The organism is Ketobacter sp. MCCC 1A13808 (genome assembly GCF_009746715.1).
In the GTDB taxonomy this organism is placed as follows: domain Bacteria; phylum Pseudomonadota; class Gammaproteobacteria; order Pseudomonadales; family Ketobacteraceae; genus Ketobacter.
Genome location: NZ_VRKW01000004.1, coordinates 145,608 through 170,016 on the forward strand (window position 1 = coordinate 145,608; position 24,409 = coordinate 170,016).

23 protein-coding genes are annotated in these 24,409 nt (G+C 47.7%); 2 read left to right on the forward strand and 21 right to left on the reverse strand.

Going from position 1 to position 24,409, the window contains the following annotated elements:
• Positions 1-33: 33 nt before the first annotated feature.
• From odhB to sdhC, 6 genes are all read right to left on the reverse strand, one after another.
• Positions 34-1,275 carry a 2-oxoglutarate dehydrogenase complex dihydrolipoyllysine-residue succinyltransferase gene (gene odhB, locus FT643_RS10230; RefSeq protein ID WP_156871296.1) on the reverse strand — a complete coding sequence of 414 codons (1,242 nt, stop codon included), beginning with the start codon at positions 1,273-1,275 and terminating at the stop codon, positions 34-36.
• A 69-nt stretch (positions 1,276-1,344) separates the two neighbouring features.
• The gene (locus FT643_RS10235; RefSeq protein WP_156871297.1) at positions 1,345-4,179 is read right to left on the reverse strand and encodes a 2-oxoglutarate dehydrogenase E1 component; all 2,835 of its coding nucleotides are present in this window, start codon (positions 4,177-4,179) and stop codon (positions 1,345-1,347) included.
• A gap of 334 nt (positions 4,180-4,513) precedes the next feature.
• Positions 4,514-5,224, reverse strand: a complete 711-nt coding sequence (locus FT643_RS10240) for a succinate dehydrogenase iron-sulfur subunit (RefSeq protein WP_156871298.1) — start codon at positions 5,222-5,224, stop codon at positions 4,514-4,516.
• Positions 5,225-5,235: 11 nt separating this feature from the next.
• A complete protein-coding gene (gene sdhA, locus FT643_RS10245) occupies positions 5,236-7,008 on the reverse strand; it encodes a succinate dehydrogenase flavoprotein subunit (RefSeq protein ID WP_156871299.1) in 1,773 nt (590 codons plus the stop codon).
• A gap of 3 nt (positions 7,009-7,011) precedes the next feature.
• On the reverse strand, positions 7,012-7,380 hold the full coding sequence (sdhD, locus tag FT643_RS10250; RefSeq protein WP_156871300.1) for a succinate dehydrogenase, hydrophobic membrane anchor protein: 369 nt from the start codon (positions 7,378-7,380) through the stop codon (positions 7,012-7,014).
• Positions 7,374-7,748, reverse strand: a complete 375-nt coding sequence (gene sdhC, locus FT643_RS10255; protein WP_317621997.1) for a succinate dehydrogenase, cytochrome b556 subunit — start codon at positions 7,746-7,748, stop codon at positions 7,374-7,376. Before sdhC ends, sdhD begins: the two co-directional genes overlap by 7 nt.
• A gap of 559 nt (positions 7,749-8,307) precedes the next feature.
• Between sdhC and gltA the strand changes: the two genes are divergently transcribed.
• Together gltA and FT643_RS10265 are read left to right on the forward strand one after the other, a co-directional pair.
• Positions 8,308-9,588: a citrate synthase gene (gltA, locus tag FT643_RS10260; protein ID WP_156871301.1), complete on the forward strand. Its 1,281-nt coding sequence runs from the start codon at positions 8,308-8,310 to the stop codon at positions 9,586-9,588.
• 63 nt (positions 9,589-9,651) lie between these two features.
• Complete coding sequence (locus tag FT643_RS10265) at positions 9,652-10,515, forward strand: NAD(P)-dependent oxidoreductase (RefSeq protein WP_317622004.1); 864 nt, start codon at positions 9,652-9,654, stop codon at positions 10,513-10,515.
• Positions 10,516-10,521: 6 nt separating this feature from the next.
• Here the strand turns inward: FT643_RS10265 and FT643_RS10270 are convergent, their stop codons facing one another.
• From FT643_RS10270 to FT643_RS10340, 15 genes are all read right to left on the reverse strand, one after another.
• The gene (locus FT643_RS10270; RefSeq protein WP_156871303.1) at positions 10,522-11,184 is read right to left on the reverse strand and encodes a TadE/TadG family type IV pilus assembly protein; all 663 of its coding nucleotides are present in this window, start codon (positions 11,182-11,184) and stop codon (positions 10,522-10,524) included.
• A 27-nt stretch (positions 11,185-11,211) separates the two neighbouring features.
• Positions 11,212-11,892, reverse strand: coding sequence for a protein phosphatase 2C domain-containing protein (locus FT643_RS10275; RefSeq protein ID WP_156871304.1), 681 nt, complete (start codon positions 11,890-11,892; stop codon positions 11,212-11,214).
• A gap of 3 nt (positions 11,893-11,895) precedes the next feature.
• Positions 11,896-12,447: a tetratricopeptide repeat protein gene (locus FT643_RS10280; RefSeq protein ID WP_156871305.1), complete on the reverse strand. Its 552-nt coding sequence runs from the start codon at positions 12,445-12,447 to the stop codon at positions 11,896-11,898.
• Complete coding sequence (locus tag FT643_RS10285) at positions 12,435-14,018, reverse strand: FHA domain-containing protein (protein WP_156871306.1); 1,584 nt, start codon at positions 14,016-14,018, stop codon at positions 12,435-12,437. Before FT643_RS10285 ends, FT643_RS10280 begins: the two co-directional genes overlap by 13 nt.
• 79 nt (positions 14,019-14,097) lie before the next feature.
• Positions 14,098-14,472, reverse strand: coding sequence for a DUF192 domain-containing protein (locus FT643_RS10290; RefSeq protein WP_198043467.1), 375 nt, complete (start codon positions 14,470-14,472; stop codon positions 14,098-14,100).
• Positions 14,473-14,479: 7 nt separating this feature from the next.
• Positions 14,480-15,406: a type II secretion system F family protein gene (locus FT643_RS10295; RefSeq protein ID WP_156871307.1), complete on the reverse strand. Its 927-nt coding sequence runs from the start codon at positions 15,404-15,406 to the stop codon at positions 14,480-14,482.
• Positions 15,406-16,260 (reverse strand): type II secretion system F family protein, encoded by an 855-nt coding sequence (locus FT643_RS10300; protein WP_198043468.1) that lies wholly within the window; start codon positions 16,258-16,260, stop codon positions 15,406-15,408. Before FT643_RS10300 ends, FT643_RS10295 begins: the two co-directional genes overlap by 1 nt.
• 53 nt (positions 16,261-16,313) lie before the next feature.
• The gene (locus FT643_RS10305) at positions 16,314-17,978 is read right to left on the reverse strand and encodes an ATPase, T2SS/T4P/T4SS family (RefSeq protein ID WP_156871309.1); all 1,665 of its coding nucleotides are present in this window, start codon (positions 17,976-17,978) and stop codon (positions 16,314-16,316) included.
• A 20-nt stretch (positions 17,979-17,998) separates the two neighbouring features.
• Positions 17,999-19,300 (reverse strand): type II and III secretion system protein family protein, encoded by a 1,302-nt coding sequence (locus FT643_RS10310; RefSeq protein WP_156871310.1) that lies wholly within the window; start codon positions 19,298-19,300, stop codon positions 17,999-18,001.
• Between the two features lie 28 nt (positions 19,301-19,328).
• Positions 19,329-20,144: a Flp pilus assembly protein CpaB gene (cpaB, locus tag FT643_RS10315; protein ID WP_156871311.1), complete on the reverse strand. Its 816-nt coding sequence runs from the start codon at positions 20,142-20,144 to the stop codon at positions 19,329-19,331.
• Positions 20,145-20,157: 13 nt separating this feature from the next.
• A complete protein-coding gene (locus FT643_RS10320; protein ID WP_198043469.1) occupies positions 20,158-20,400 on the reverse strand; it encodes a hypothetical protein in 243 nt (80 codons plus the stop codon).
• A 22-nt stretch (positions 20,401-20,422) separates the two neighbouring features.
• The gene (locus FT643_RS10325) at positions 20,423-21,118 is read right to left on the reverse strand and encodes a hypothetical protein (RefSeq protein WP_156871313.1); all 696 of its coding nucleotides are present in this window, start codon (positions 21,116-21,118) and stop codon (positions 20,423-20,425) included.
• A gap of 48 nt (positions 21,119-21,166) precedes the next feature.
• Complete coding sequence (locus FT643_RS10330) at positions 21,167-21,994, reverse strand: TadE family protein (RefSeq protein WP_156871314.1); 828 nt, start codon at positions 21,992-21,994, stop codon at positions 21,167-21,169.
• A 1-nt stretch (position 21,995) separates the two neighbouring features.
• Positions 21,996-23,576, reverse strand: coding sequence for a Tad domain-containing protein (locus tag FT643_RS10335; RefSeq protein ID WP_156871315.1), 1,581 nt, complete (start codon positions 23,574-23,576; stop codon positions 21,996-21,998).
• Between the two features lie 125 nt (positions 23,577-23,701).
• A complete protein-coding gene (locus FT643_RS10340; RefSeq protein WP_156871316.1) occupies positions 23,702-23,992 on the reverse strand; it encodes a hypothetical protein in 291 nt (96 codons plus the stop codon).
• Positions 23,993-24,409 lie beyond the last annotated feature (417 nt).

The following is a 24,409-nucleotide window of genomic DNA, read 5'->3' on the forward strand; positions in this document are numbered from 1 at the left end:
CAGTATCCTTTCCGGCTTTTCGATAAAGTTCTGTTAGAGATCCAGCAGTAATCGAGCCGGGTCTTCCAGTAAATCTTTAATCGTTACCAGGAATTGCACGGCCTCTTTACCGTCTATGATGCGATGGTCATAGGATACTGCCAGATACATCATGGGTAGGATTTTCACCTCACCGTTGACGGCCATCGGTCGCTCCTGGATTTTATGCATCCCCAGAATGGCGGTTTGCGGCGGGTTCAAGATTGGTGTTGACCAAAGGGAACCGAATACACCACCATTGGAAATGGTGAAGGTACCCCCGGTCATTTCATCCAGTCCCAGCTTTCCGGCCTGCGCTTTCTTGCCGTAATCCACGACCTTACCTTCGATTTCGGCGAAATTCATTTTATCTGCGTCGCGCAATATGGGTACGACAAGACCGCGATCGGTCGACACCGCCACCCCTACGTCGTAATACCCGTGATACACGATATCCGTACCATCAATGGATGCGTTCACTGACGGGTACTTTTTCAATGCTTCGACGGCGGCTCTGACAAAGAAGGACATAAACCCGAGGCGATGCCCATGGGCTTTTTCAAACATATCCTTGTAATTTTTGCGCATCGTCATCACCGGTTCCATGTTGACTTCATTAAATGTTGTCAACATAGCGGCATTTTGCTGCGCAGAAACAAGCCGCTCGGCGATTCGGGCACGCAAACGGGTCATAGGCACGCGTTTTTCTTCACGATCCCCGAAATCAATATTCACCGCTCCGGCTGGCATTGGTGCCGGGGTGCCGGATTTAGGCGTTTCTTTAACAGCCGGTTTTGCTGCCCCGCCTTTCAGATGGCTTAACACATCTTCTTTAGTGATGCGCCCGCCTTTTCCGGTGCCTTTTATCTGGCTGGGATCTAAATTATTTTCTGCTATTAGTTTTCTTACTGCTGGTCCCCAGCTGTCCTCAGCACTATTAGTAGAGGGCTCTGGTTGCGCTGCTGCCGGTGCTGCTTTAGTTTCCGCTGCGGCTTCAGCAGGCTTGGGACTAGCACCCTCACCTTCCTCAAGATAGCCAACCAGCTCCTGGCTAAGGACGGTATCGCCCTCTTCTTTAAGAATTTTACCAACCACACCGTCATGCGGTGCAACGACTTCCAAAACCACTTTGTCGGTTTCAATGTCAACCAGTAATTCATCGCGAGCAACCGCTTCACCGGGCTTTTTGTGCCAGGTTGCAACAGTGCCGTCTGCAACGGCTTCGGGGAATTGCGGGGCTTTAATTTCAGTTGTCATTTGTGTTCCTTATTCGCCTCTAGCTTTTAGCCAAATCAATTCTTGCCGGCATAAATTGCCCGACACCTACTATTCGATGTTGAACGCCGTGTCTACCAGTGAAGCCTGTTCCTCAAGATGCAGCGCCATATAACCTGCTGCCGGTGCTGCAGAACCTGCACGCCCGGCATAATGCAATAGTAGATCCGGATAATGACTGTGAACCACGTGCCGCATGTGGTGCTGGCTGCAATACCAAGCACCCTGATTCATGGGTTCTTCCTGACACCAGACCACATGTTTCACTTTTTTGTATTGCGCAAACAGCTTACTGAGTTCCGCTTCGGGGAAAGGATATAACTGCTCGATACGCACCAGCATAGTGTTCTTGATGTCCTGCGTAGCCCGATGCTCGAACAAGTCGTAATAAACCTTACCGCTGCACAATACTATGCGCTCAATGTCTTTCGGATCGTGTTCCCATGCATCCTCAAGTACCACTTTGAAATACCCGTCAGCCAGGTCTTCCAAGGTCGATTTTGCCAGTTTGTGACGTAACAAACTTTTGGGAGACATGACCACCAGCGGCTTTCGCAATGGCCGTATTGCCTGCCGACGAAGCATGTGAAAAACCTGTGCCGGTGTGGTTGGCACGCACACCTGGATATTGTGCTCAGCACAAAGCTGCAGGAATCGTTCCAGCCGCGCAGATGAATGCTCAGGCCCCTGACCTTCATAACCATGGGGGAGCAACATTGTAAGCCCGCAGAGTCGCATCCATTTATGTTCCCCAGAGGAGATAAACTGGTCGATCACAACCTGCGCACCGTTGGCAAAATCACCGAATTGAGCCTCCCACACCACCAGACCGCTAGGGGCTGTCGTGGAATAGCCATATTCGAACGCAAGGACCGCTTCTTCAGACAACAATGAATCATACAATTCGAAGGAAGCATTATTGGTCCCTACAGATTGCAAAGGGACTACAGTACCCTGGACTTTTTGATTGTGTATCACCGCATGCCGGTGAGAGAAAGTACCACGACGCACGTCCTGCCCGGTCAACCGGACCTGGTAGCCTTCGTGCAGCAATGTTGCGTAAGCCATGGTTTCGCCAAAGCCCCAATCGATTGCCAATGCCCCCGCTGCCATTTTCTGCCGGTCTTCACGAATTTTGGAAACCTGGCGCTGCACCACCATCCCATCGGGCAGTTGATCCAGCTTGTTCGCTAACTCCTGGAGCAGCTTCAAATCAACGCTGGTATCGTAGTAGGCCGCGTAGTCATGACCAAGATAAGGCGTCCAATCCACAAAAAGCTCTGAATTGGGCTTCTTCACCAATGACTGTACGACGTGCTGTCCGTTGTCCAACGCGCTACGATACACATCCATCATCGATGTGACTTCTTCCTGGCTGAACAACCCTTCTTCAACCAAGCGATTGGAATAGATTTCACGGGGGTTCTTTTTCTGTCGTATAACAGAATACATAATCGGCTGCGTTATGGCTGGTTCATCGGCTTCGTTATGACCGCGAGCCCGGTAGCAAATCAGATCAATTACAACGTCTTTCTTAAACTGTTGACGAAAATCGATAGCCATCTGGGTCACAAACAGAACCGCTTCCGGATCATCCCCGTTGACATGAAAAATGGGAGACTGGACCATCTTCGCAACATCAGTACAATATTCTGTAGAACGCGCATCATGGCGGAAGCTGGTGGTGAATCCCACCTGGTTATTTATTATGATATGAACCGTACCACCAGTACGATAGCCACGGGTCTGGGACATCTGGAATGTCTCCATCACCACGCCCTGACCGGCAAAAGCAGCGTCCCCATGCAACAACACAGGCACCACCAGATCGCCTTTCTTATCGCGACGACGATCCTGGCGGGCACGGACCGAACCCTCCACAACCGGCGACACAATTTCAAGGTGCGATGGATTAAATGCCAATGCCAAGTGCAATTCGCCACCGGGAGTCATTACATTGGAAGAAAAACCTTGATGATACTTAACGTCGCCGGAACCCACTTCGTTTTTCTTCAGGCCTTCGAATTCACTGAACAATTCAGCGGGATTTTTACCTAAAATATTCACCAGAACATTCAGACGACCGCGGTGCGCCATCCCCAGTACAAGCTCTTTGGCTCCGTAACTTCCAGCTCTCTGAATAATTTCATCAATACAGGGTATGAGGCTCTCACCGCCCTCCAGACCAAAGCGCTTGGTGCCCGGATATTTGGTAGCAAGCATCCGCTCCAGCCCTTCTGCGGCAATCAAGCGTTCCAACAGATGTGATTTAACATCGCGGCTGTAATTGGGTTTAGAGCGCACACTTTCCATGCGTTGCTGGATCCAGCGTTTTTCCGCCGTATCGACAATATGCATGTATTCGACACCGATGCTGGCGCAATAGGTTTGTTCCAACGCATCCACAATTTCTTTCAAGGTTGCTTCTTCACGACCTAGAAACACATTGCCGGTTTGATAGGTGGTATCCAGATCGGCTGCAGATAAACCATGATGGGAAAGATCGAGATCAGGAACGGGTTCCCGCTCCATTATGCCCAGCGGATCCAGCTTTGCTTTTTGATGCCCGCGCACTCGGTAGCCGGTAATCAATTGAAGTACTTTTACCTGTTTTTTCTCATGCTCAGAAGAAACGCTGCTCACTGCCAGGGGCTGAGCTCGACTCTTATTTTTGGCAAGATACAGGAAATGTTCGCGGATGGTGGAGTGTGGGACGTCGGATTCGGTTCCGTTTACCCGGGGGAGTTTGTCGAAGTTATCGCGCCATTCTTCAGGCACAGAATTGGGGTCTTGTAGATAAGCTTCATATAGCTCTTCGACGTAGGTAGCATTCGAACCTGAAAGGTGCGACGTACTCCATTGCCGATACATCAAACTATCATCCATTGCAGATCACCGTGTCGATTAGAACACTACCTGCAAAGACGCGAATCAGCAACAGACACGTGAAAACATGTTAGGTTTGCGACTGGCGGGTTGGGCCAAATGCGCTTTCAGATAGTTCGGTTTTACCGATTTGTCCTAAGGTTAAAAATCAACCTGCTTCCGCTTTTTGAGCGGCGCAGGGAAATTCACAGAAATCGTCAAAACTTTGGTATAGAGACGATTCTGCATTCCCAACATCAAGTGTAGCGTCTTTTTTTAATCAGCCACCCGGAAGGGAATTGCGCAGGTGGCTAAGACTGCTGAATTATATAGACATATGAACAATAAACAAACTTTAAGTACCCTGAGAAAGTAACAGGTTGCGTATGCTTCCAATCGCTTTTGTAGGGTTCAGACCTTTAGGGCAGACGTTTACGCAATTCATTATGCCTCGACAACGAAACAGACTGAACGGGTCATCCAGATCCGACAAACGTTGCTCTGTCATTGTATCCCGGCTGTCAGATATAAACCGATACGCCTGTAGCAATCCTGCCGGCCCAATAAACTTATCCGGATTCCACCAGAAGGAGGGGCAGGAAGTGGAGCAACAAGCACACAAAATGCACTCATACAGGCCATCGAGCTTATCCCTTTCTTCCGGACTTTGGAGACGCTCGATCGGCGGGACCGGGGTATTGTTAACAACATACGGCTTTATCTTTTCATATTGCGCATAAAACATAGCCATATCAACCACCAGGTCCCGGATCACCGGCAAGCCCGGTAACGGACGCAGAACCAGTTTTTTGTTCTTACCATTGGTAGCTTGTGATATTGAGGTGATACACGCCAGCCCATTCTTACCATTAATGTTCATGCCATCGGATCCGCAGACCCCTTCACGGCAGGAACGGCGATAAGCCATGGTGGTATCTTTGTCTTTCACCAGATTGAGCACGTCCAGCACCATCAAATCTTTACCGCCGGTATCGATCTGATAGTCCTTCATGTACGGTTCGGCATCTGTATCCGGGTTGTAGCGATAAATACTAACCTGCAACATGTGGATTCACCTTAATAAGTTCTGACCTTGGGCTGGAATGTTTCAACCTGCTTAGGCGCAAAGTTAACTTCACGCTGTGAAAGCGTTTTGGAATTCGGATCATAGAGCGAGTGCGCCAACCAGTTTTCATCATCACGGTCCGGAAAATCATAACGGCTATGCGCGCCACGGCTTTCTTTACGACCCTCTGCCGCAATGGCGGTTGCCTCAGCTACTTCCAAAAGGCTATCCAGCTCCAGCGCTTCGATACGAGCAGTATTAAACGCTTTACTCTTATCAACCAGATGAGTATTACCGATACGTTCCCGGAGCTCTTCCAGCTTCGCAACGCCCTTCACCATCATGTCGCCTTTGCGGAATACACCAAAATTGTTCTGCATATTGGTTTGCAGCTCTTTGCGTAACGCCGCGACATCTTCTCCGGCAGTGCTGGCTTCCAACCTGTTCATGCGGCTCATAGCTTGCTCAAGATCGGATGCGGTTGAATCTCGTAATTCAATGCCCTGCTTTAACGATTGCTCAATGAACATGCCGGCAGCACGACCAAACACAACCAGATCGAGCAATGAATTACCGCCCAGGCGATTTGCACCGTGTACGGATACACAGGCCACCTCCCCAACGGCATACAAACCTTCAACGATTTTGTCTTTGCCGTCGGCATCGCGAGTAATCGCCTGACCATGGATATTAGTCGGGATACCGCCCATCATGTAGTGACAAGTGGGCACCACCGGAATAGGCACCTTAACCGGGTCGGAAGCTGCAAACGTAATCGCCAGCTCACAAATGCCCGGCAGCCGCTTATGCAATACTTCTTCACCCAAGTGATCCAACTTCAACATCACATGGTCGCCTTCCGGCCCGCAACCGCGGCCATCCAGGATTTCCTGCATCATGGAACGCGCCACAACGTCACGCCCAGCCAGGTCTTTCGCATTGGGAGCGTACCGCTCCATGAAACGTTCACCATCTTTATTTATAAGGTAACCACCCTCGCCCCGACAACCTTCCGTTACCAGAACACCGGCGCCGGCGATGCCGGTGGGATGAAACTGCCACATTTCAATATCCTGAACAGGCAGCCCTACGCGCAACGCCATGCCCACACCGTCCCCGGTATTGATCAAGGCGTTAGTGGTTGACGAATAGATACGGCCTGAGCCACCAGTGGCAAATACGGTTGCCTTGGATTTGAAATAAACCGTTTCACCGGTCTCCATGGAGATTGCGATAACACCGGTAATGGCCCCGTCCTGGTTTTTCACCAAATCGACGGCATACCACTCATTATAGAAATTGGTGTTGCAACGAACGTTTTGCTGATAAAGCGTGTGCAGCAACGCATGACCAGTACGGTCTGCCGCTGCGCAGGTGCGGGCAGCCTGACCGCCTTCACCGAAATTCTTGGATTGGCCCCCGAATGGACGCTGATAGATGCGACCTTCTTCCGTACGGGAGAACGGCAACCCCATATGGTCAAGCTCATAGACGGCTTCTGGGCCGACGCTACACATATATTCGATAGCGTCCTGATCACCAATGTAATCAGAGCCTTTCACTGTGTCATACATGTGCCAACGCCAATCATCATTGGGGTCAGAACTAGCTATCGCACAGGTGATTCCGCCTTGTGCGGATACTGTATGTGACCGGGTCGGAAACACTTTTGAAATGAGAGCGGTCTTTTGGCCGGACTGCGCCAACTGAAGCGCAGCGCGCATGCCGGCACCGCCGCCGCCAACAATTACTGCATCAAAATTTAACGTACGCATACCTGACATGGCTTAAATTCCCCACAAAATCTGAATGCCCCACACTACATACACTATCGTGACCAGTGCACATATGCCCTGCACCGCAACCCGCAGAGCAGTACCCATTGCCCCAAGTTGGCGGGTGGTCAGATAATCAGTAGTTATGGTCCAAAGGCCGACCCAGGCGTGGGCTGCCATAGAAAACAGCGCAATCAATGTGAAAATGCGCATAAAGGTGGAGGTCATATAACCCTGCCACTGCTGAAATGTCAGATCGGGATTGAGAACCAGAAACCCCATCAAGCAGACAAAATACACTCCGAGTACAACGGCTGTCGCCCGCTGAATCACCCAGTCATAAAGGCCGTTTTTGCCTAGACTCGTAACACTGGTTACCATACCCAAATCCCCGCAACAATGATCAGCACCGCTGAAACAACCATAACCGCATAAGAGAGTGCTTGAGAACTTTCCAACTCTTCGAAGTAACCGGCGTCCATCAACAAGTGGCGCACCCCAGCCACGAAGTGATATATGAAACCTGCCAGAATGGCCCAGATGATAAATTTCGCTATCACACTGTCCAAACATTGTTTTAACTGGCTAAACGACTCTTCACTTTGCAGAGATAAACCTAACCCCCAAATTACGAATGCCATACCAGCGAATATGATTACTCCTGAAATGCGATGTGTGATCGACGCCACCATCTGCGGAGTAAACTTAAACGTCATTATATCCAGATTAACAGGTCTTTGACTTTTCACGGCTCTAACCACTGAGACTGAGGCCCCTAAGGAGCGTTGAAGGAAGATCCAAGAATGGTTAGGTGAAGAAAATCAGGAAGTTGCATTTGAACCCGAATTTCGTACCCTCTCTCTCATTCGGGGCCGAAGTATAGTCTTATCGCAATTCAAATACAAATGACTCTTGGCCGCCGCAAACCTTGTTTTACAAGCATTTATTACCACGATGGAGCAATTAGTAAATGAGTTGCACTATTGTGGGCTAAGCATACAATCAAAGACCAATTTGAAGGGCGAACGAATGCTTACGTCTGAAATAAATTGACAAACTTTCGTTGAGTGATTAGTTTTGGCGCGACTTTGGCTCGAGACTTCAGGTACTTGAGCGTAAAGTAGTACAATGCATTCACGATCATTCGATAAAAAGCCAGCCGCTGTCCTAATTTGAACGACGTTGGACTTAACCCAGGGCTCCACTTTAACGAGCACGTAGGCGCGGGAAGGAACTAAACAGGTGAACTCCCGAAAGTAGGCACAGATCCTGCCTGTAAATCCTACCTACCGAGTACAGGAGAGTATTATGACTGAGAAAAGCGCTCAGTTAATCTTAGGTGAAAACACACTCGAACTTCCCATTTACTCCGGCACCATTGGGCCGGACGTAGTTGATGTCGGCAAACTGACTGGCCAGGGAGTTTTCACGTACGACCCAGGCTTCGTGTCCACCGCTGCCTGTGAGTCCAAAATAACTTATATCGATGGCGGTAAAGGGGTTCTCCTACACAGGGGTTACCCTATTGACCAGCTAGCAGATGATTCTGATTATCTGGAAGTTTGCTATCTCTTGCTGTACGGGGAACTCCCCAACGCAGCAGAAAAAGAAAAGTTTGAAAGTACAATCCGGAACCACACCATGGTTCACGAGCAGCTTCGTAACTTTTATCAAGGCTTCCGCCGCGATGCGCACCCCATGGCAATCATGTGTGGTGTTGTTGGAGCACTGTCTGCGTTCTACCATGACTCACTGGAAATCTCTGACGAGAGACACAGGGAAATCGCAGCATTCAGGCTGATCGCGAAAATGCCGACTCTGGCTGCCATGTGTTATAAATACTCTCTCGGACAGCCCTTCATGTACCCGCGAAACGATCTGAGCTATTCAGAAAACTTTCTGCAAATGATGTTCGGCAACCCTTGCGAGGAATATCAGGTTAATCCGATTTTGGCGAAAGCGATGGATAAAATCTTTATTCTTCATGCCGACCACGAACAAAATGCATCCACTTCCACAGTACGTCTGGCAGGCTCCTCCGGCGCCAATCCTTTTGCCTGTATCGCTGCCGGCATTGCTGCATTGTGGGGACCAGCCCACGGTGGAGCTAACGAAGCGGTACTGGAAATGCTGGACGAAATCGGCGATGTTTCCAGAGTTGATGAGTATGTGGCAAGAGCAAAAGACAAGAATGATCCCTTCCGCCTGATGGGCTTTGGTCACCGGGTATATAAGAACTACGATCCGCGCGCCAAGGTGATGAGAGAGACTTGTCACGAAGTCCTGAAAGAGCTGGGCATTAAGGATCCGCTGCTTGAACTGGCAATGAAGCTGGAAGATATCGCCCGCTCCGATCCGTACTTTATTGAGAAGAACCTGTATCCGAACGTGGATTTTTACTCCGGCATCATTCTGAAAGCCATCGGCATTCCCACCAGCATGTTCACCGTCATCTTCGCTTTGGCGAGAACTGTCGGCTGGGTTGCGCATTGGCACGAGATGATCAGCGGATCATATCGCATTGGTCGTCCACGGCAGCTTTACACTGGCTCACCGCAACGTGACTTTACCCCTCTCGACAAACGGTAAAAGAACGATTAAAAAGGCTGCCTAGGCAGCCTTTTTTTTATCCTGATTTCAGATAGAGGGAAGATTATGAAAATTGCATTCATCGGGTTGGGCGTTATTGGATTTCCGGTAGCTGGACATTTAGCAAGTGCAAATTTTCAGGTTTGCGTATTCAACCGTACTCAATCTAAAGCAGAACAATGGCTGCAAAGCTACCCCGGAGAGAAGGCTGACACTCCAAAACAAGCTGCGATCGACGCTGACTTGGTTTTCACCTGCGTCGGCAACGACGATGATCTGCGCCAGGTCGTTCTCGGAGAGCATGGCATTATTCATGGCATGAAAAAAGGCTCCGTTTTGATAGACCACACCACAGCTTCTGCCAATGTGGCAAAAGAAATTGCCGCCGCTCTGGCCAATGTAGAGGCCGGCTTCATTGATGCGCCGGTATCCGGTGGTCAGGCTGGCGCCGAAAACGGGCAGTTAACAGTCATGTGCGGCGCTGAAGAAGCGGTGTTCGAGCGGGTGCAATCGGTGATTCAACGCTACGCTAAACAGGTCTCCTTGATGGGCAGCGTTGGTAGCGGACAAATGACCAAGATGGTAAATCAGATTTGTATTGCAGGCCTGATTCAGAGTTTGGCTGAAGGGGTACAGTTTGCCATTAAAGCAGGACTGGATGTCGAAAAAGTTTTTGATGTGATCGGTAAAGGTGCGGCTCAATCCTGGCAAATGGACAACCGCCATAAAAACATGCACGACGATTTTTACGATTACGGTTTTGCCGTGGACTGGATGCGCAAAGATCTAGCCATTTGCCTTGAAGAAGCTAAATCAAATGGCTCTGAACTGCCCATTGCTAAAATGGTGGATCAATTCTATTCCGATATTCAAAGCATGGGTGGTGGACGCTGGGATACTTCCAGCTTGCTCAAGCGGTTAGTCTAGCGAGCATCATTCCTCTGGGAACCCCTGGAATGAAGCCTGATTTTCAGCAGTGATCCGGGCCGGGGATTGCATTCGTACCGTTGATACAGCAGTAACCCACCGACCATCACGACCTGCTAACCCTTGCCCTGGGCCATCAAAATCTTCATTTGAAGTCGGGAAAGTTATGAACTCCATAAAGGGTACTCTACTGTCGAAGAGATACCTTACTTTTATACGCAGTAAGTTTGCATCCCCGATATTTGCACACCTTGAACCTGCTGGATCGGCAAATTGCAGACCAAAATTCGGAATCTCGCAATTTTCAACTGGAGATGTACTACAAATATTCGAATATGAAGGGATTTTTCCACACTGCTGGAACATGAGAAGCGTTGGATTCAATATTTGAATCTGAACAACGGGAGGCGCTATGTCGCTCGCAGCACGGGAGGCCCCCATCCTATAAATCACTTCCTGCTGCATTGCTGCCAAATTGATATTACTGGATGCCCCTACCCTGGCCGCCATCAATGCAGCATACTCAAGATTAGATTGAGCCTGGAACACCAGGCCGCCATGCACAATTCCAAAACCCAGCAACACCATTACCGGCAAAACAAGCATAGTTTCTATCATAGAAACGCCGCGCTGCCGCATATCTAAGAATTTGTTGTTGATCATGCTCATTAACGATGCACCACTGGCTAATTATTATTATCTTTCATAAACAAGAACAACCGTCTTATCGTCACGCCCACCCTGCCTCTCACTCTCAAGCACCAGTCTTTTAATACGATCCGCCATAGATGCCGCAGCATTGTTTAAAATTGACAATATTACAGAATCGTCCAATACGTCGGTTATACCATCGGAAAGAAGCAATAACTGGTCTTTTGCATCCCAGTCGAAGCGGTTTAATTCAATCTTAATGCTACTCCTTATTCCGACTGCATTGGTTATCACAGACTTAAACTGATTATCCGGGCGCTGAACCGACTTAGTATGATCTTTTGTCAATGCCATAATCTCACCGCATCGCAACCGATAGGCCCGGCTATCACCTACATGCATAACCACAATCCGCTTATCCTTTATAACAGCGCAGACCAGAGTTGTAGCCATACCATTCAAGTCCGCCGCCTGTGCAGCATCAAATATTAGTTTGTTTGCATTCTGAATGGCTTGTATCAGTACTTTTTCAATACTGTTGTTCCTGTCTGCCAAACCGCATAGGCGATAGATTTCATCAACCAAAGTCCTGGACGCAAAGTCACCGCGAGGGCCACCACCAACACCGTCTGCAACCACAAACAGACACTTGTTATTCAGAACCAAACAAGCATCTTCGTTTTTTTCAGATTTAAGTCCTTTTTGACTAAGAGTCACCGCTTGCATGCGCTATTTCTTTAAGGCTCCCGCCAATTTATCTAAAGACTCGGATTGGGATGTTAAATCTTGCTTCCGGTTAAACTTATCAATAGCGGCCATCAGCTTTGACACTTTGGACAAATCCGCATCTTTTCCTGCCATCGCCGCATAATATTTAAAATGATTATCTGCCTGCATTAGCCGAATAGAAGCCAAATTATATTGTGCCTTCCCATTCTTCGGATTGCGTAGAATGGTGCGTTCAAAATAGGCGGCGGCCTCATCGAACTGACCGAGCCTAAACTTGATGGTACCCATCCGGTATAGCACCACTTCTTCTTCAGGCTTAAGTTCAAGCATCGCCAGACATTCTGCCTCTGCCTTCACAAAATCACCGGCTTTATAATAGTTTTCACTCGCCTCAAAATGTTGCCGTAACTTTAGGTTAAGCTGCTGCTTATCAGATTGAGCCGCTGCCTGCTGCTTGTAATAATCATCAAGATTGGGGTCATTGAAAGCGCAACCAGATGACACGACCATCATCACAATTAATACAACCCTGAGCATTTTCAAGTGCCCCATTTGTCATACCAAGCTAACTTAGCACTGGCTTTTGTGTGATATTCCGTTCCAGGCGGGAGGATCTGGGTTACTTCACGCCACATATCCTTGGCTTTGCCAGCGTTGACATATTCCAGGCGAAGCGCCTGACGGTATAGCTGCCGTGCACGATTATTTTGGTTTTCGATTGCAATTTTTGCTGCTACGCTATTACCGATATCCAAAGCTTTCTGCCAATTTTCATAAGCAGTGTGATAGTCATTCTTACCGGAGGCTTCATTACCTCTGGCAACATACTCATCCATGACTTTTGTTGTAATCGAACGGGTATAAGAGCTTTTTCTACCAGAGAGCAAATTATCTTCCCTGGACATAAAATCAGTCCAGAGACTAAAAGCCAGATCTTTATCACCCTGTGCGAATGCCGACTGCGCCTGATTAAATTGATCTGAAAGAGAGCCTATATCCTGGTTCGCTGTGACGACACTACTGCGTGCTGTACCAGTCACAGCACTGTTGTTGAGGTAAGGCCGAAGCTGCTCAAGCGCTGCGTTGGCGTTGCCCTGAAGATATAATCGCTCCGCTGTCGACACTGCCGAGGATGCTTCGCGATTCAGGTTCGCAACCGGTTTCGGGGCCGGTTTACTCACTGGTTTCTTCACAACCTCCGGAGCAGGCTTGCTAACGCTTTGTTTTGAAGCAAGATCGGAAATATCCGTCACATTGGGCTCAGCCTCGGCTCTCTTAGCTTCGACAGGCTTTTTGGCAGACATTGAAATGCTCGGCGGGGGTGCAATCGAATTGGCAGAAGGTGGGGCCGAAGAGTCACTAGAAGAGCTTTGCTCCGGCGAATGATTAATCTTGCCCTGCATAGCCGGAGCATTTGTGCCGGAGCTTGTATTTGCTGATGCCGGAGCACCTGCAGAGCTACTACCTGCGACCATCAGGCCAGAGCGGTTAGTCTTATTAAAATAGAGGTAACCCGCAGCCAACAGCATTGCTACCGCCATCAACATCAGCGTAGTCGTAAGCATCTTTTTAAGAGGGCTTGGGCCAAAGGTATCATCTGTGTCAGCTTTCGGTTCATCACGCTTGGCAAAAAGACCTGAACCGCTCTTTTTGGCCACCGGTTGCTCGCTGGATGATTCATTCTGACTACTACCGGAATAAAAAGTCAGAGCGACTTCACCAAGTTTGATAATGTCATTTTCTTCCAGGATGACCCGCGCGATTTTATAACCATTCACCTTGATGCCGTTCAGGCTCTCAAGATCATTCACAACGAATCGACCGGATTGAAATACTATTTCAGCGTGACGGCGGGAAACCCCTTTTCCGTTAAGCACCAAATCGCACTCATTCCCCCGCCCCATCACAAACGGGAATGTGGTAATAGGATAAGACTCACCGTTATCGGCGACCAGGGACGCGATAGCTTCTGACGCATCTACATCTGCGTAGACCTCAGTGCGATCAGAATCCCAGTTTTCGGGTGGTTTGGAAGAAGCTGCTGTCGATGTACCAAGACCTTGTTTCTTGATGTCCAGAACTGGTGTGGACTCAACTACGAAACCGTCTAAATTTTGTTTCATTCGTTTTTCCCTTGCATTTACCCACGGGCAACAACGCTACGGGCTCGAGCGCTTTTTATTGTTTTTAGACTAGTTGCATTTAATCAAATATTAGCCGGTCATCCAAGTGTATTCCTGTTTGGCTTACGTTACCGTCTGAAAGCTCTAACACGGCATAGGTTCCCTTCGGAGCGCGCCTGAATCGATTCGGCGGAACGGATTCCCTGACACCTAAAACCTTGTTTTCCTTATCAATAAACACCAAATCAATCGGGAAACGCATCCCCACTGTATGTATACCGGCGCATGGAGTGATCAAGAGCGCTTCGTCCAAGTCAAGACTTGAACGATTAAGCAGACCCACTAAGCGGGATAGAAAACGGTCGGCTACTTTTACTTTACCTAACCCGGTTTGAAGCATTAATCCGTCTCGCCACAAAACAAGCTTCTTAACATGATAGACGCGCTGGTTCATGTACGCTTCATGACATCAGAAGCTTCATCATGATATCAGGCAGAAATCCGGTCTCAGCCATTTTCACCACCAAAACAAACGCAATTAACATGAATATAATCGGGAAAAGAAACATGACCAGGGGTAATAACATTTTTACTGGCGCCTTGTTCGCCGCTGCTTCCGCCTCATTGAACCGCTCTACCCGTCTTTGCTCTGCCTGCATTGTAAGAACATCAACGATTTCACCACCGGTTTCTTCTGCTTGGTTCAGGGCCGCCACGAAATTAAAAATAGATTTGATATTCATCCGTTTCGCTAAATCTGTTAGTGCATCACGGCGAATCTTTCCTGCTCTGATTTCACGCAGCAACTTACCAAACTCTTCTTTCACCGGCCCTTCCGGCAAGTTTGATATGGCTTGCCCCAAAGACGTTGAATAGTTCAAACCTGCGCGCATGGAAAGAACCAGCAAATCAAGAAGGAATGGAAACTCCTTCGCAACCCGCCTGCGACGTCCTTTAATTTTGTCGTTGAGCCAAATGTCAGGATAGAAATAACCAAGTGGGCCTATCCCGATTATCACCATTTTTACTTCTAAAGATGAGTCGGCGCTGGAAGAAAATAGAACATAAGAAATAAAAATACCGACAACCAAACAAATCAGTTTCAGGGTAAAAAACTCTTCGGTCATAATGGCGTAATTCATGCCACCGGTACTCAATTTTACCTGGATCTTCTCATACGTTTTCTCAGGAATGATGCTACGTATATCTCCAGAAAATAAACGTACAACCGGTTTGAATATCTTATATATTAACGGTGGAGGATCGCGCCAATCCTCGTCTTCTTTAGGGCGGGTCATCAAGAAAAGACGTATCAATGCGAAAGCGCCGACGGCGAGAGCAAGAGACGTTAGAAGAATCGATGAGTATTCCAGTATCAATGACTTCATCAGATATCTACCGTAACGATCTTACGTATCATAAAATAGGCCATAACCGCCATGGTACACATGATTGCTAACCAGATATAACCGAGGTAACTGGTAAACAATTTAGACATCGCTTCAGGTTCAATTTTATAAAATACGTAGCCTATGAAAACAGGGAAGAATGTAGCCAAAGTACCTTGCGCCTGCCCCATAGAGGTCAGCGCATTGATTTTTCCTTCTACTTTAGCTTTTTCCCGCAACGTTTTTGACAAAGTATCCAGCGTTTCAGCCAGATTGCCACCGACGGACCTTGAAATTTTGATTGCTGAATTCATCAGCATTATGTCCTGCCTGTCGATTCGCTTTGCGAGTTCATCAAGCGAATCATTCAGGTCTGTACCAACCCGATACTCTACCAGCACCTGTGCAAATTCTTGCGCCAGGGGCTGAGGTTGATTTTTTACTACTTGCTGAAACGATTTAACCAGGTTTAAGCCGGACCGTAGCGAAGATGAAATCGACGACAGCGCATCCGGCAATTGCTCAATAAAATCATCAGAGCGTCGTTTCTTCATTATTTTAAGAACCATCGAAGGCGTCACAAAAATAACTATGGCAGCAATGACCGAAAAAACAACATTAGAAAATATAAATACCAAAGGCACTACAATAAGTGTAGACACCAAAGTGAAGGTGAATATTTGCGAGGGTTCCAACAGAACCAACACATCTCTTAACCCTTTATCAACCTGTAGATAGAATTTTTTTTGGTAAAGCTTGAATATCTGCTGTGAGAAATTAACCAATACCCAGGTTAAACAAAAGAACGCTACGCTAATCAATACAAAAATGGACAGCTCACCGCCATTTTGCATCCAGGCGAGCAGTTTGTTTGTGGTTAATGAAAGCTGGGACCACAGCGCGTCCATTACACTATACCAATCCCAGATTCAACATCATTGCCCTGCGCAGTGAAAAGACCCAGATCAACATTCACACCTTGCTCAGCAGAATCACGATAAAATTTGGGTACATATCCGGTTGGCCGATAATAGCCCCTTATTTTACCTTTACTGTCATACCCTTTGCGCACATATTCAAAAACAGTTTCCAATTGTACTTTATCGTCTTCGAACCCAGTGACTTCCATAATGTGGGTGATTTTACGAGTCCCGTCAGCCATCCGGCTTTGTTGGACTAAGATATCTACTGCTGAGGCTATTTGTTCTCGTATCGCCCTCGATGGTAAATCCACCCCTGCCATCATAACCATAACTTCCAGGCGACTGAGAAAATCTGACGGGGAATTAGCATGACCTGTAGTCAATGAGCCGTCGTGGCCGGTATTCATCGCTTGCAGCATGTCCAGTGCCTCACCGCCGCGACACTCCCCGACCACGATTCGGTCAGGGCGCATACGTAACGCATTTATCACCAAATCACGTATAGCGACTAAGCCTTTACCTTCAGCGTTAGCAGGCCGGCTTTCCAGAGAAATCACATGTGGCTGATTGAGTTTTAGCTCCGCCGCGTCCTCAATCGTAATTATTCGGTCATCAGGGCTAATAAAGTTCGAGAGAATGTTTAATAGTGTGGTTTTACCGGACCCGGTTCCCCCGGAAATCACTACGTTCTGCTTTAGCTCCACTGCAGATTTCAAAAACAAACCCATGCTTTCTTCGATAGAGCCAAAACGGATCAAATCCGACATAAAAAGGTTTTTCTTGGCAAACTTCCGAATAGTAATGGTAGGCCCGTTTAAGGCTAGCGGAGGTATCACGGCATTTACCCTGGAGCCATCAGGTAAGCGCGCATCCACCATTGGGGAGCTTTCGTCAATACGTCGACCAAGAGGAGCAACGATGCGGTCAATTACAGCAAGCAATGACTGAGTACTGGTAAAACGACTCTCGGATAAAACCAGCCGGCCTTCCTTTTCCACATAAATGTGGTCCGGACCGTTCACCATGATCTCGGTAACGCTATCGTCCTCTACCAATGGTTCCAGTGCGCCCAAGCCAACTGCCTCGGCGACTACCTGCCGCTGCAACTCATCTCTGGAGATACCGTCGGGTATTCTTTTGACATGGTCTCTGATAATTTGACGAGTCGCCTTAATGGCCTCTTCACGCAACTCTTCTGAGTCCATTTGCTGCAGGTTTGCACGCTTACGTAGATCCAGATATTCAAGAATGAGTGAGTGCACCCGCCGCTTCAGAGCAATAAACTCTTCGCTTTCCTGCTCTATCGTACTCTTACTGGCACGCCGATCTTCACCATCTTCGAATACACTAGCCCTGCTTGGTACCTTTAATATTCTTACCCCCAGATCACCAAACACAAGTTCATCACCGGACTTAAGTGGCCTGTCTTCAAAGATTCGCTGCCGATTCAGCCAAGTGCCGTTAGTACTATCAAGATCCCTCAGCGTAGCTGAATCCTTTGTGACTAAGATCGCCGCATGGTTACGGGAAACATGGTGATCGCCCAGAATGACATCACAGTGATCCCCTTTACCCAAAACATATTCTCCAACACTATACTCATAGAGCATCTTGTTATTATTTTGGTCGAATACCTCTAGCACCAACATAGGAAGAATTCCTGTTTTACTTAATCAAAGATACTGAATTTCATATCTTGTTCCGCGTCCTGACTCAGTTTTTTCGAATAGTCCAGCATATCTTTATTGCGCTTGCTATCAGGATCAATAAAGTACGGTGTAACGAATATCACGAGTTCAGTGGATTTCTGCTGGAAATCGCGGGACTTAAACAATTCACCAATAATCGGAATCGAGCCTAGCCCGGGCACTTTTGAAACCGATTTGCTATCTTCCGCTTGCAACATCCCCGAAATAACCATGGTCTGGCCGGTCTGGGTATTCATTTCCATGCTGGTCTTACGTGAGATAAATCCGGGGATACCCAATACTTCAACACTATCATCTACCGCGCTTACCTCAACATTGATCTTAGTAGAGATAAAGCCGTCCGGATCTGCAATGGGCTCAAAATCCAGGATGACACCCACTTGCTTGAATTCAACAGTGAGCTCACCGTCAGCCCCACGAATCGGGATCGGTACTTCACCACCGGCCAGGAACTCTGCTTTTGATCCGCTTTTGGTAACCAATTTTGGCTGTGCCAACACCCTGGCAATACCTTTGGTTTGCAACAAATTAATAGTCGAGCCGATCTCGGTCAGTGGCTCACTGGTACCTTCTTCATAACCAAACCCGAAAAAAGACGCATACTTGTCGAAGTCGAGCACACCGTGAGCTTCACCCAGTAACTCGTAGAAAGGTCCTGGGGCTGTGGCGGCCCACTCAACACCGACATCCATCAAATCATCCCTTCGCACCTCTACCACTTGTACGTCCAACAGGATCATTGCCTGTAAGCTAACCTTTGGTGTAATGACATTAAATACAACCGTACCGGCGGTTATTTCTTTGGATAGCTTTTTCTTCATGTCAGCGATGATGACAATGTCTTGCTCACGTAGTATGCGGCCCTCTATAAAAATGATGCCGTTTTCTTCCCTGGCATTAACGCCTTCTACGTCAGCCAAAACAATGTTGGCCACTTCCAGAATTTGCACCCATGAGTTATCAATAACTTTAAGAAGATAGCGACGCTGTTGACCGTTGGATTTCCAGATCCTTAGATCTGTAACACCCGCCTTTAAGCCGGTTAGCAGAATTTCATCTGGACCGGTGGGTTGAGCATTGGCTATATCAGGATGCCCGATAGATACCCTGGTAACGCCGGGATAAGGCATAAGCCGGGTTTGGCCTTGAATGATATTAACGGTATTTACGTAATTATCATCCGCATGCGCAATCGTAAAAAGAAATAAAAACTGCACCAAAATAACAAAGGAAAACTGCTTTCCAAAACCAGAAAAATTCATACTTCTTTACCCTTGATCTTATTTATTATTATGAGCGCTTACCGCCACGGATAAGCTCGAAGCCATAACCGTCTTGCTGAGGTGGCGGAGTAGGCTTTACAGGTTTTGGATGTTGCGGGATATCAATAAGATTATCGAGTGTGACATAATCTTCAAAGCGATCACTGCCGTCCTCTGCCCGCCTCATCAGTAACGTAATATCGCCAACGGATTGTGCGTGGATTAGCCGCGTGGCATAAAGCGGAGAGACCCCCAGGGTGATTTCGCTGTAACGTCGCTTACTCACTTCAGGAACACCATCATCCAGATCAGAGCCGGTTGCCAACACTCTGAGATTTTGAGCCAGAGGCACGGTGCGACTGTCCTCTCCATCTTTAAGCGTTATCATAAGATCAATGGTGTCTCCAGGAGCCAAAAAGCCTGAAAAGGTATCCTGGCTACTGACCGGAATTGTTATCGCCCGTTCACCTTCTTTCAGCAAACTGGATAGCCCTTCAACTTTGCTCGTGCTGACATGGACAGATAAAATCGGCTCGCCACTTTTAACAGGGTGAATAATGGGCATGCCTTCAATTTGAGAAAATTGGGCTGGGGTTGCGGCGTCGGCCGGAACGTATATTTTAGGAATTTTCCGTATGGAGGCCGTTTGCGCAGATACCGTATCCCCTACTTTCAGGTCTCTACTAGCCACGACTACCTCGATGGATTCCCGTTCGGCTTCAAAGCTGGATTTATAGGATTTGATTTCCTGGTCAATATGGTTTGTTGAAAGATACCAACCAGCGCCACCCGCTAACAGGGCGCACAATAACAACAGAATGCTGGTTTTATTATTGGACTTCATCCGGAATTACCTGTTATGGCTGATAAACTTCGCGCGCAAAGTCGTATTGTTTATCATTGAGTGCGTTAATCAAAGAAGGTCGGGAGCCTGGATCGTCAGCGGGGTCCATCATTATGCTACCTTTAAGGTCCTCTGGATCGTTCGTACCCCAGTAACCTGTATCACCGACTATTGCCCACCACATTGCGGCAATAAGCGCTACGGTAACTACCAGATACTCCATGAGTACCCCACCATTATTTTTATTTGATTTCATGGCATTTATTGTTCTTATAAGACTATTTTAACCAGTGTAGAAGGGCTTGGCTAAAACTACTATTACGACCTTGTAACCCCTTGATGGTTAACTGTAACAGCTCTCCCCCTCTTTGGAAACTTGTCACGGAACCTACTCTGTTTTCGGAGCGGGAAGACATCACCCAATCGTCGTTAGTGAATTGATTTACATAATAGGTTTCCAGTTGTCTCCACGGAAGTTTGGAGTCGATGGTTAACGTTTCGGTCCGCCGGCCGTTCTCCAGGGATTCAACTTTGCTGGCCACTTTTGAGCTGGGGGCTAGCGGCAATATACTCTTAACATTGGACGTATAGTGCAACGGCGTCGGTGAAACTGCCAATTTCCCTTCAACCACCGACCCCTTCTGCGCAAACTGAACCGAATATAAAAAACCATCCAGTTCGTAGGTTAATATTTTTAAATCACCTACATTTCTTTTGCTTAATTTACCGTGGCCTTTTGTTTGCCAGCGGGAAAGGTAGAATTTCTCGACTTTTTCTTTTTCACCTGGATATGAAAACATCCTTATCGACATCGGAATATTGTTTAACGCCATATGCTGACCGACCCAATACCACTGGGCGCCGGGAATGACTTCCAGACCCGGCAAATCTACTTCCAGAGGATCCCTGGATTTAGCATTCGCGAATGAAGACAATAAAAAAACAAATAAAAATAAATATTTACAGCGCAACACTTTTCATACTGCCAACAAAAGTTATAAAAACGGTGGGATCAGAATAGTTTATTCAACGTATTCTTCCAGTAGCGAAGGTGGTAAGGCTGTGGATTGCTCCGGGGAGATCGTGCTAAAGGAGTTAGCTGGACTGTCCGGGTCAGAATATAGCTTCAGATCAATTTCTTTAAATACATTTCTTAGCCGGCGGGCACCACCTTGATTTTGCAACCAGGTTCTTGCATTCGACAGCCCCCCCGGACGAAATCCTTCAACCCTTTCGCTAAAATTGTCTTCACTTCCGGCAGCCCAGCTATCTGCTATCAAGGCATAAGATGCTGACAATTTCAGATCGCCGGCTACATTCCCACCCGAAAAAGCGGAATTACCATCAACATTAACGGGTATTGAAAGTACTGCTGTCGAAGAGGTATCCAACTCGACGTCTCCCCGGTCACTCATCCGCGTTAAATCTCCGCTTCGATTCCGGAGCAAACCGGAAAGTCTCTGCTGATTTTCTCCAACGTCATCCCTGTCATCAGCCAGTGTTAGCTGCACACCCTGAACCGTATCCACAACGTCTTGTTTAGACTTCCAATCGTCCCAGTCTCTTGATACTCCACTATCGCCTGTTCCAAAACCCGTTCCGCCGTTGATGAAAAACCGGTTTGTGACCTGCGCATCGAACCCGTTGACGCCACCGGCCAATCTCTGGCGGTAAGCATTGTCATCCAGAGCGAGGCGCTCCCAGGCAACATAACGAGCGGCTTCATGGGTAGTAGATTGTGCATTCAACATTTGGGCAATTGCTATAAACGCGAGAAAAAATGGCACCATCCATACCATTGCGACAATAAACTCTGAAATCGCCTGACCTTTCTGATAACGAATAGGCATGTTAACCCCCCGCAACAGGAGGTGGGTCCTGAACTAACCGCACCTGCCAGAATGGGTTGAAAAGATTCGGCGCTTCGCGTTGATTGACTCCCGGTGGTTGAAAGCCAAGACTTTCCGTGGTGCATGCCTGAGAATTTCCATAACAATCGGGGCGCTCATAGAAAACCTCAGCCCTTGCAATGGCATACACATTTTGCTCTGGACCACAAAACTGTCTCTTTTCATCCAGGGAAGTCATGTTATTCCTCCAGCCTTCCAGCGGCTGACCATTTTCATCTGTACCAATACCATCCGAGCAATTGCTTTGCTCGAGAAATGCAGTGACAAACGCGGACTCTCTCTCAGCGTTCAATGCAGCAAATCGTTGAATACTATCGTACTGCGCGTTTCTCAATTCGCTGCAACTGACTTGTGAGTTGTTGCATAGACCCAGCAGATTCAGCAGCATCACGTTCAACCAGTTCATTGAATTAGAAAAGCTCTGAATAGTCGAGGTAGCGTCACTTGAGTGATTGAACGTATGCTGAGTGTCCAGATTCAAAGTGAGGGAATCGTCTTGCGCAAACCAGTTCATCTGGTTGTTCCGGAACTCCATGGTCGTCTGCCCCACCCTGGTGCCCGTCCCCCAAATCTGACCATCGGCTTCAACATTATAATCGAGAACATTGCGATCGTTTATCCAGATACCTCCGGTGTAATTATTCGGGTCCTGATAGGTTGCCTGAATCGCGGCAATCATCAATCCGTTGTCGTCCACTGTGTCGGGATTAGCATTACCTCCACTAAGCCCGGCACATAAATCTCCCCGACTTCCATCAACGATCCGTCCATCTCCCAAGGGTGCTCCCGAAGGGTTGGCGAACAAAATCATACTGCAGATATTCTCGTTTATGGATACCGCCTCTTCGATCGCCTGACTCGTCGAAACAGGCACATCGTCGCCCTGAAACGCATTAAACGTTGTTTCGTCATTTACTTTAATTAGGGAATTGGGTTGAGCTTCGTAAGTACGGGCAATTGCCGCCATGGTGTCGTTAATAATAGTGTTGCCAGCACTATTTGGCCTGACCAAGCTAGCAAAAGCCTGATCCTGAAAACCAGAATATCTATCGTTATTGATGTCATAGAGCACAATCATCATGCCGGCAAGCCATTCGGCACCCTCCATAAAGAGTTCCAAATTCGCAGCTCCGGCATCCTGACTAAAGAGTGGAAATAATTGTTGGTAGATAGCACTGACCAGCCCACCCAGCTGACCACCACTGTTAAAGCCTTTATCAAACACCTGCCCCAAAACCTGCAGTTCAACTTCGTAGCTGAACAGGTGACCAATGGCGACTTCATTCGCAATCATAGCGCGGTTGGTATAAGCCATAAAATTGAGATTGCGGGCGGCGATTTGTGCGCCGGAATAGGCAGCCGAATCTGCAGCATTCACGAGGTTTATTTTCTCGTTAACCGCACGTCCGGAGTTGAACATCAGAAAGAACATGATACCCGCTATGGCGAATAAGCCAACGGCAAGTACTAAAGCCTGCCCCTTCTGAGTATTAGAGCGTAATGAATGCTGTTGTCGATACACACCACAAACCTATTATTATTGTGTTTTGGTTGTGCTTGAAAGGGGCAACTAAGCCCCTTTCTGTTTAAATCAATCTATTACATCACCGCCGTAAAGCAAGTGTAGAGCTTTAAATGATTTAATTATCAACCACCAGCTTCTATTTTAGCGCTGCTGCCAGTGTAGTTGTTTAAGCTTGATCTTGCGTTATCGCCAGCTGCGCCTGCATCACTGACAGCGTCAGTACGCGCAGTTCCGCCGTCTTCACCAGACATTTCAGTAGCGAAGGCAGTCATGACATTACGGATAGAACCGCCCATAAAGCCCATAGTTGCAATACCGGCAACCGCCAGCAGACCTACAATCACCAGGTACTCAGACATGCCCTGGCCGGTAATTTTCTTTGATGAGAATTTGCGAGTGTTTTTAGTTTCCACAGGATTAGCCCCTTTATATTTGTTTTGTAGTGTTCTTTAGGTTGGACCACTTCACGCATCCGAATTACCCAGATTACAAAAGCACATTAAACAAAGTTCCGCTTGATGTATCTTTCGAATAACGCTTGGTTCTCTCGTTTATTGCCCTTTCATAATACGGTTGTTCGGACGTCAGCTCATGCAAAGTTCGCAAATGTAGACACGAACTGATTGCGACTATACTGCTTTATAGGGCGATTCATAGTCAATACTCGCTTTACAAAACAATAACGTTTTTCCGACGAACGTTCTATAGAAGCCCCCAAAGTGACAAAAGCATGACACAGTTCACCCTGTTCGTTGAACTCTTTGCGTCAGATTCCAGCTCCAAGCGGGTTACCTTAATGCAACCGCAGCCGCGTTGCGTACTCAGTGTTT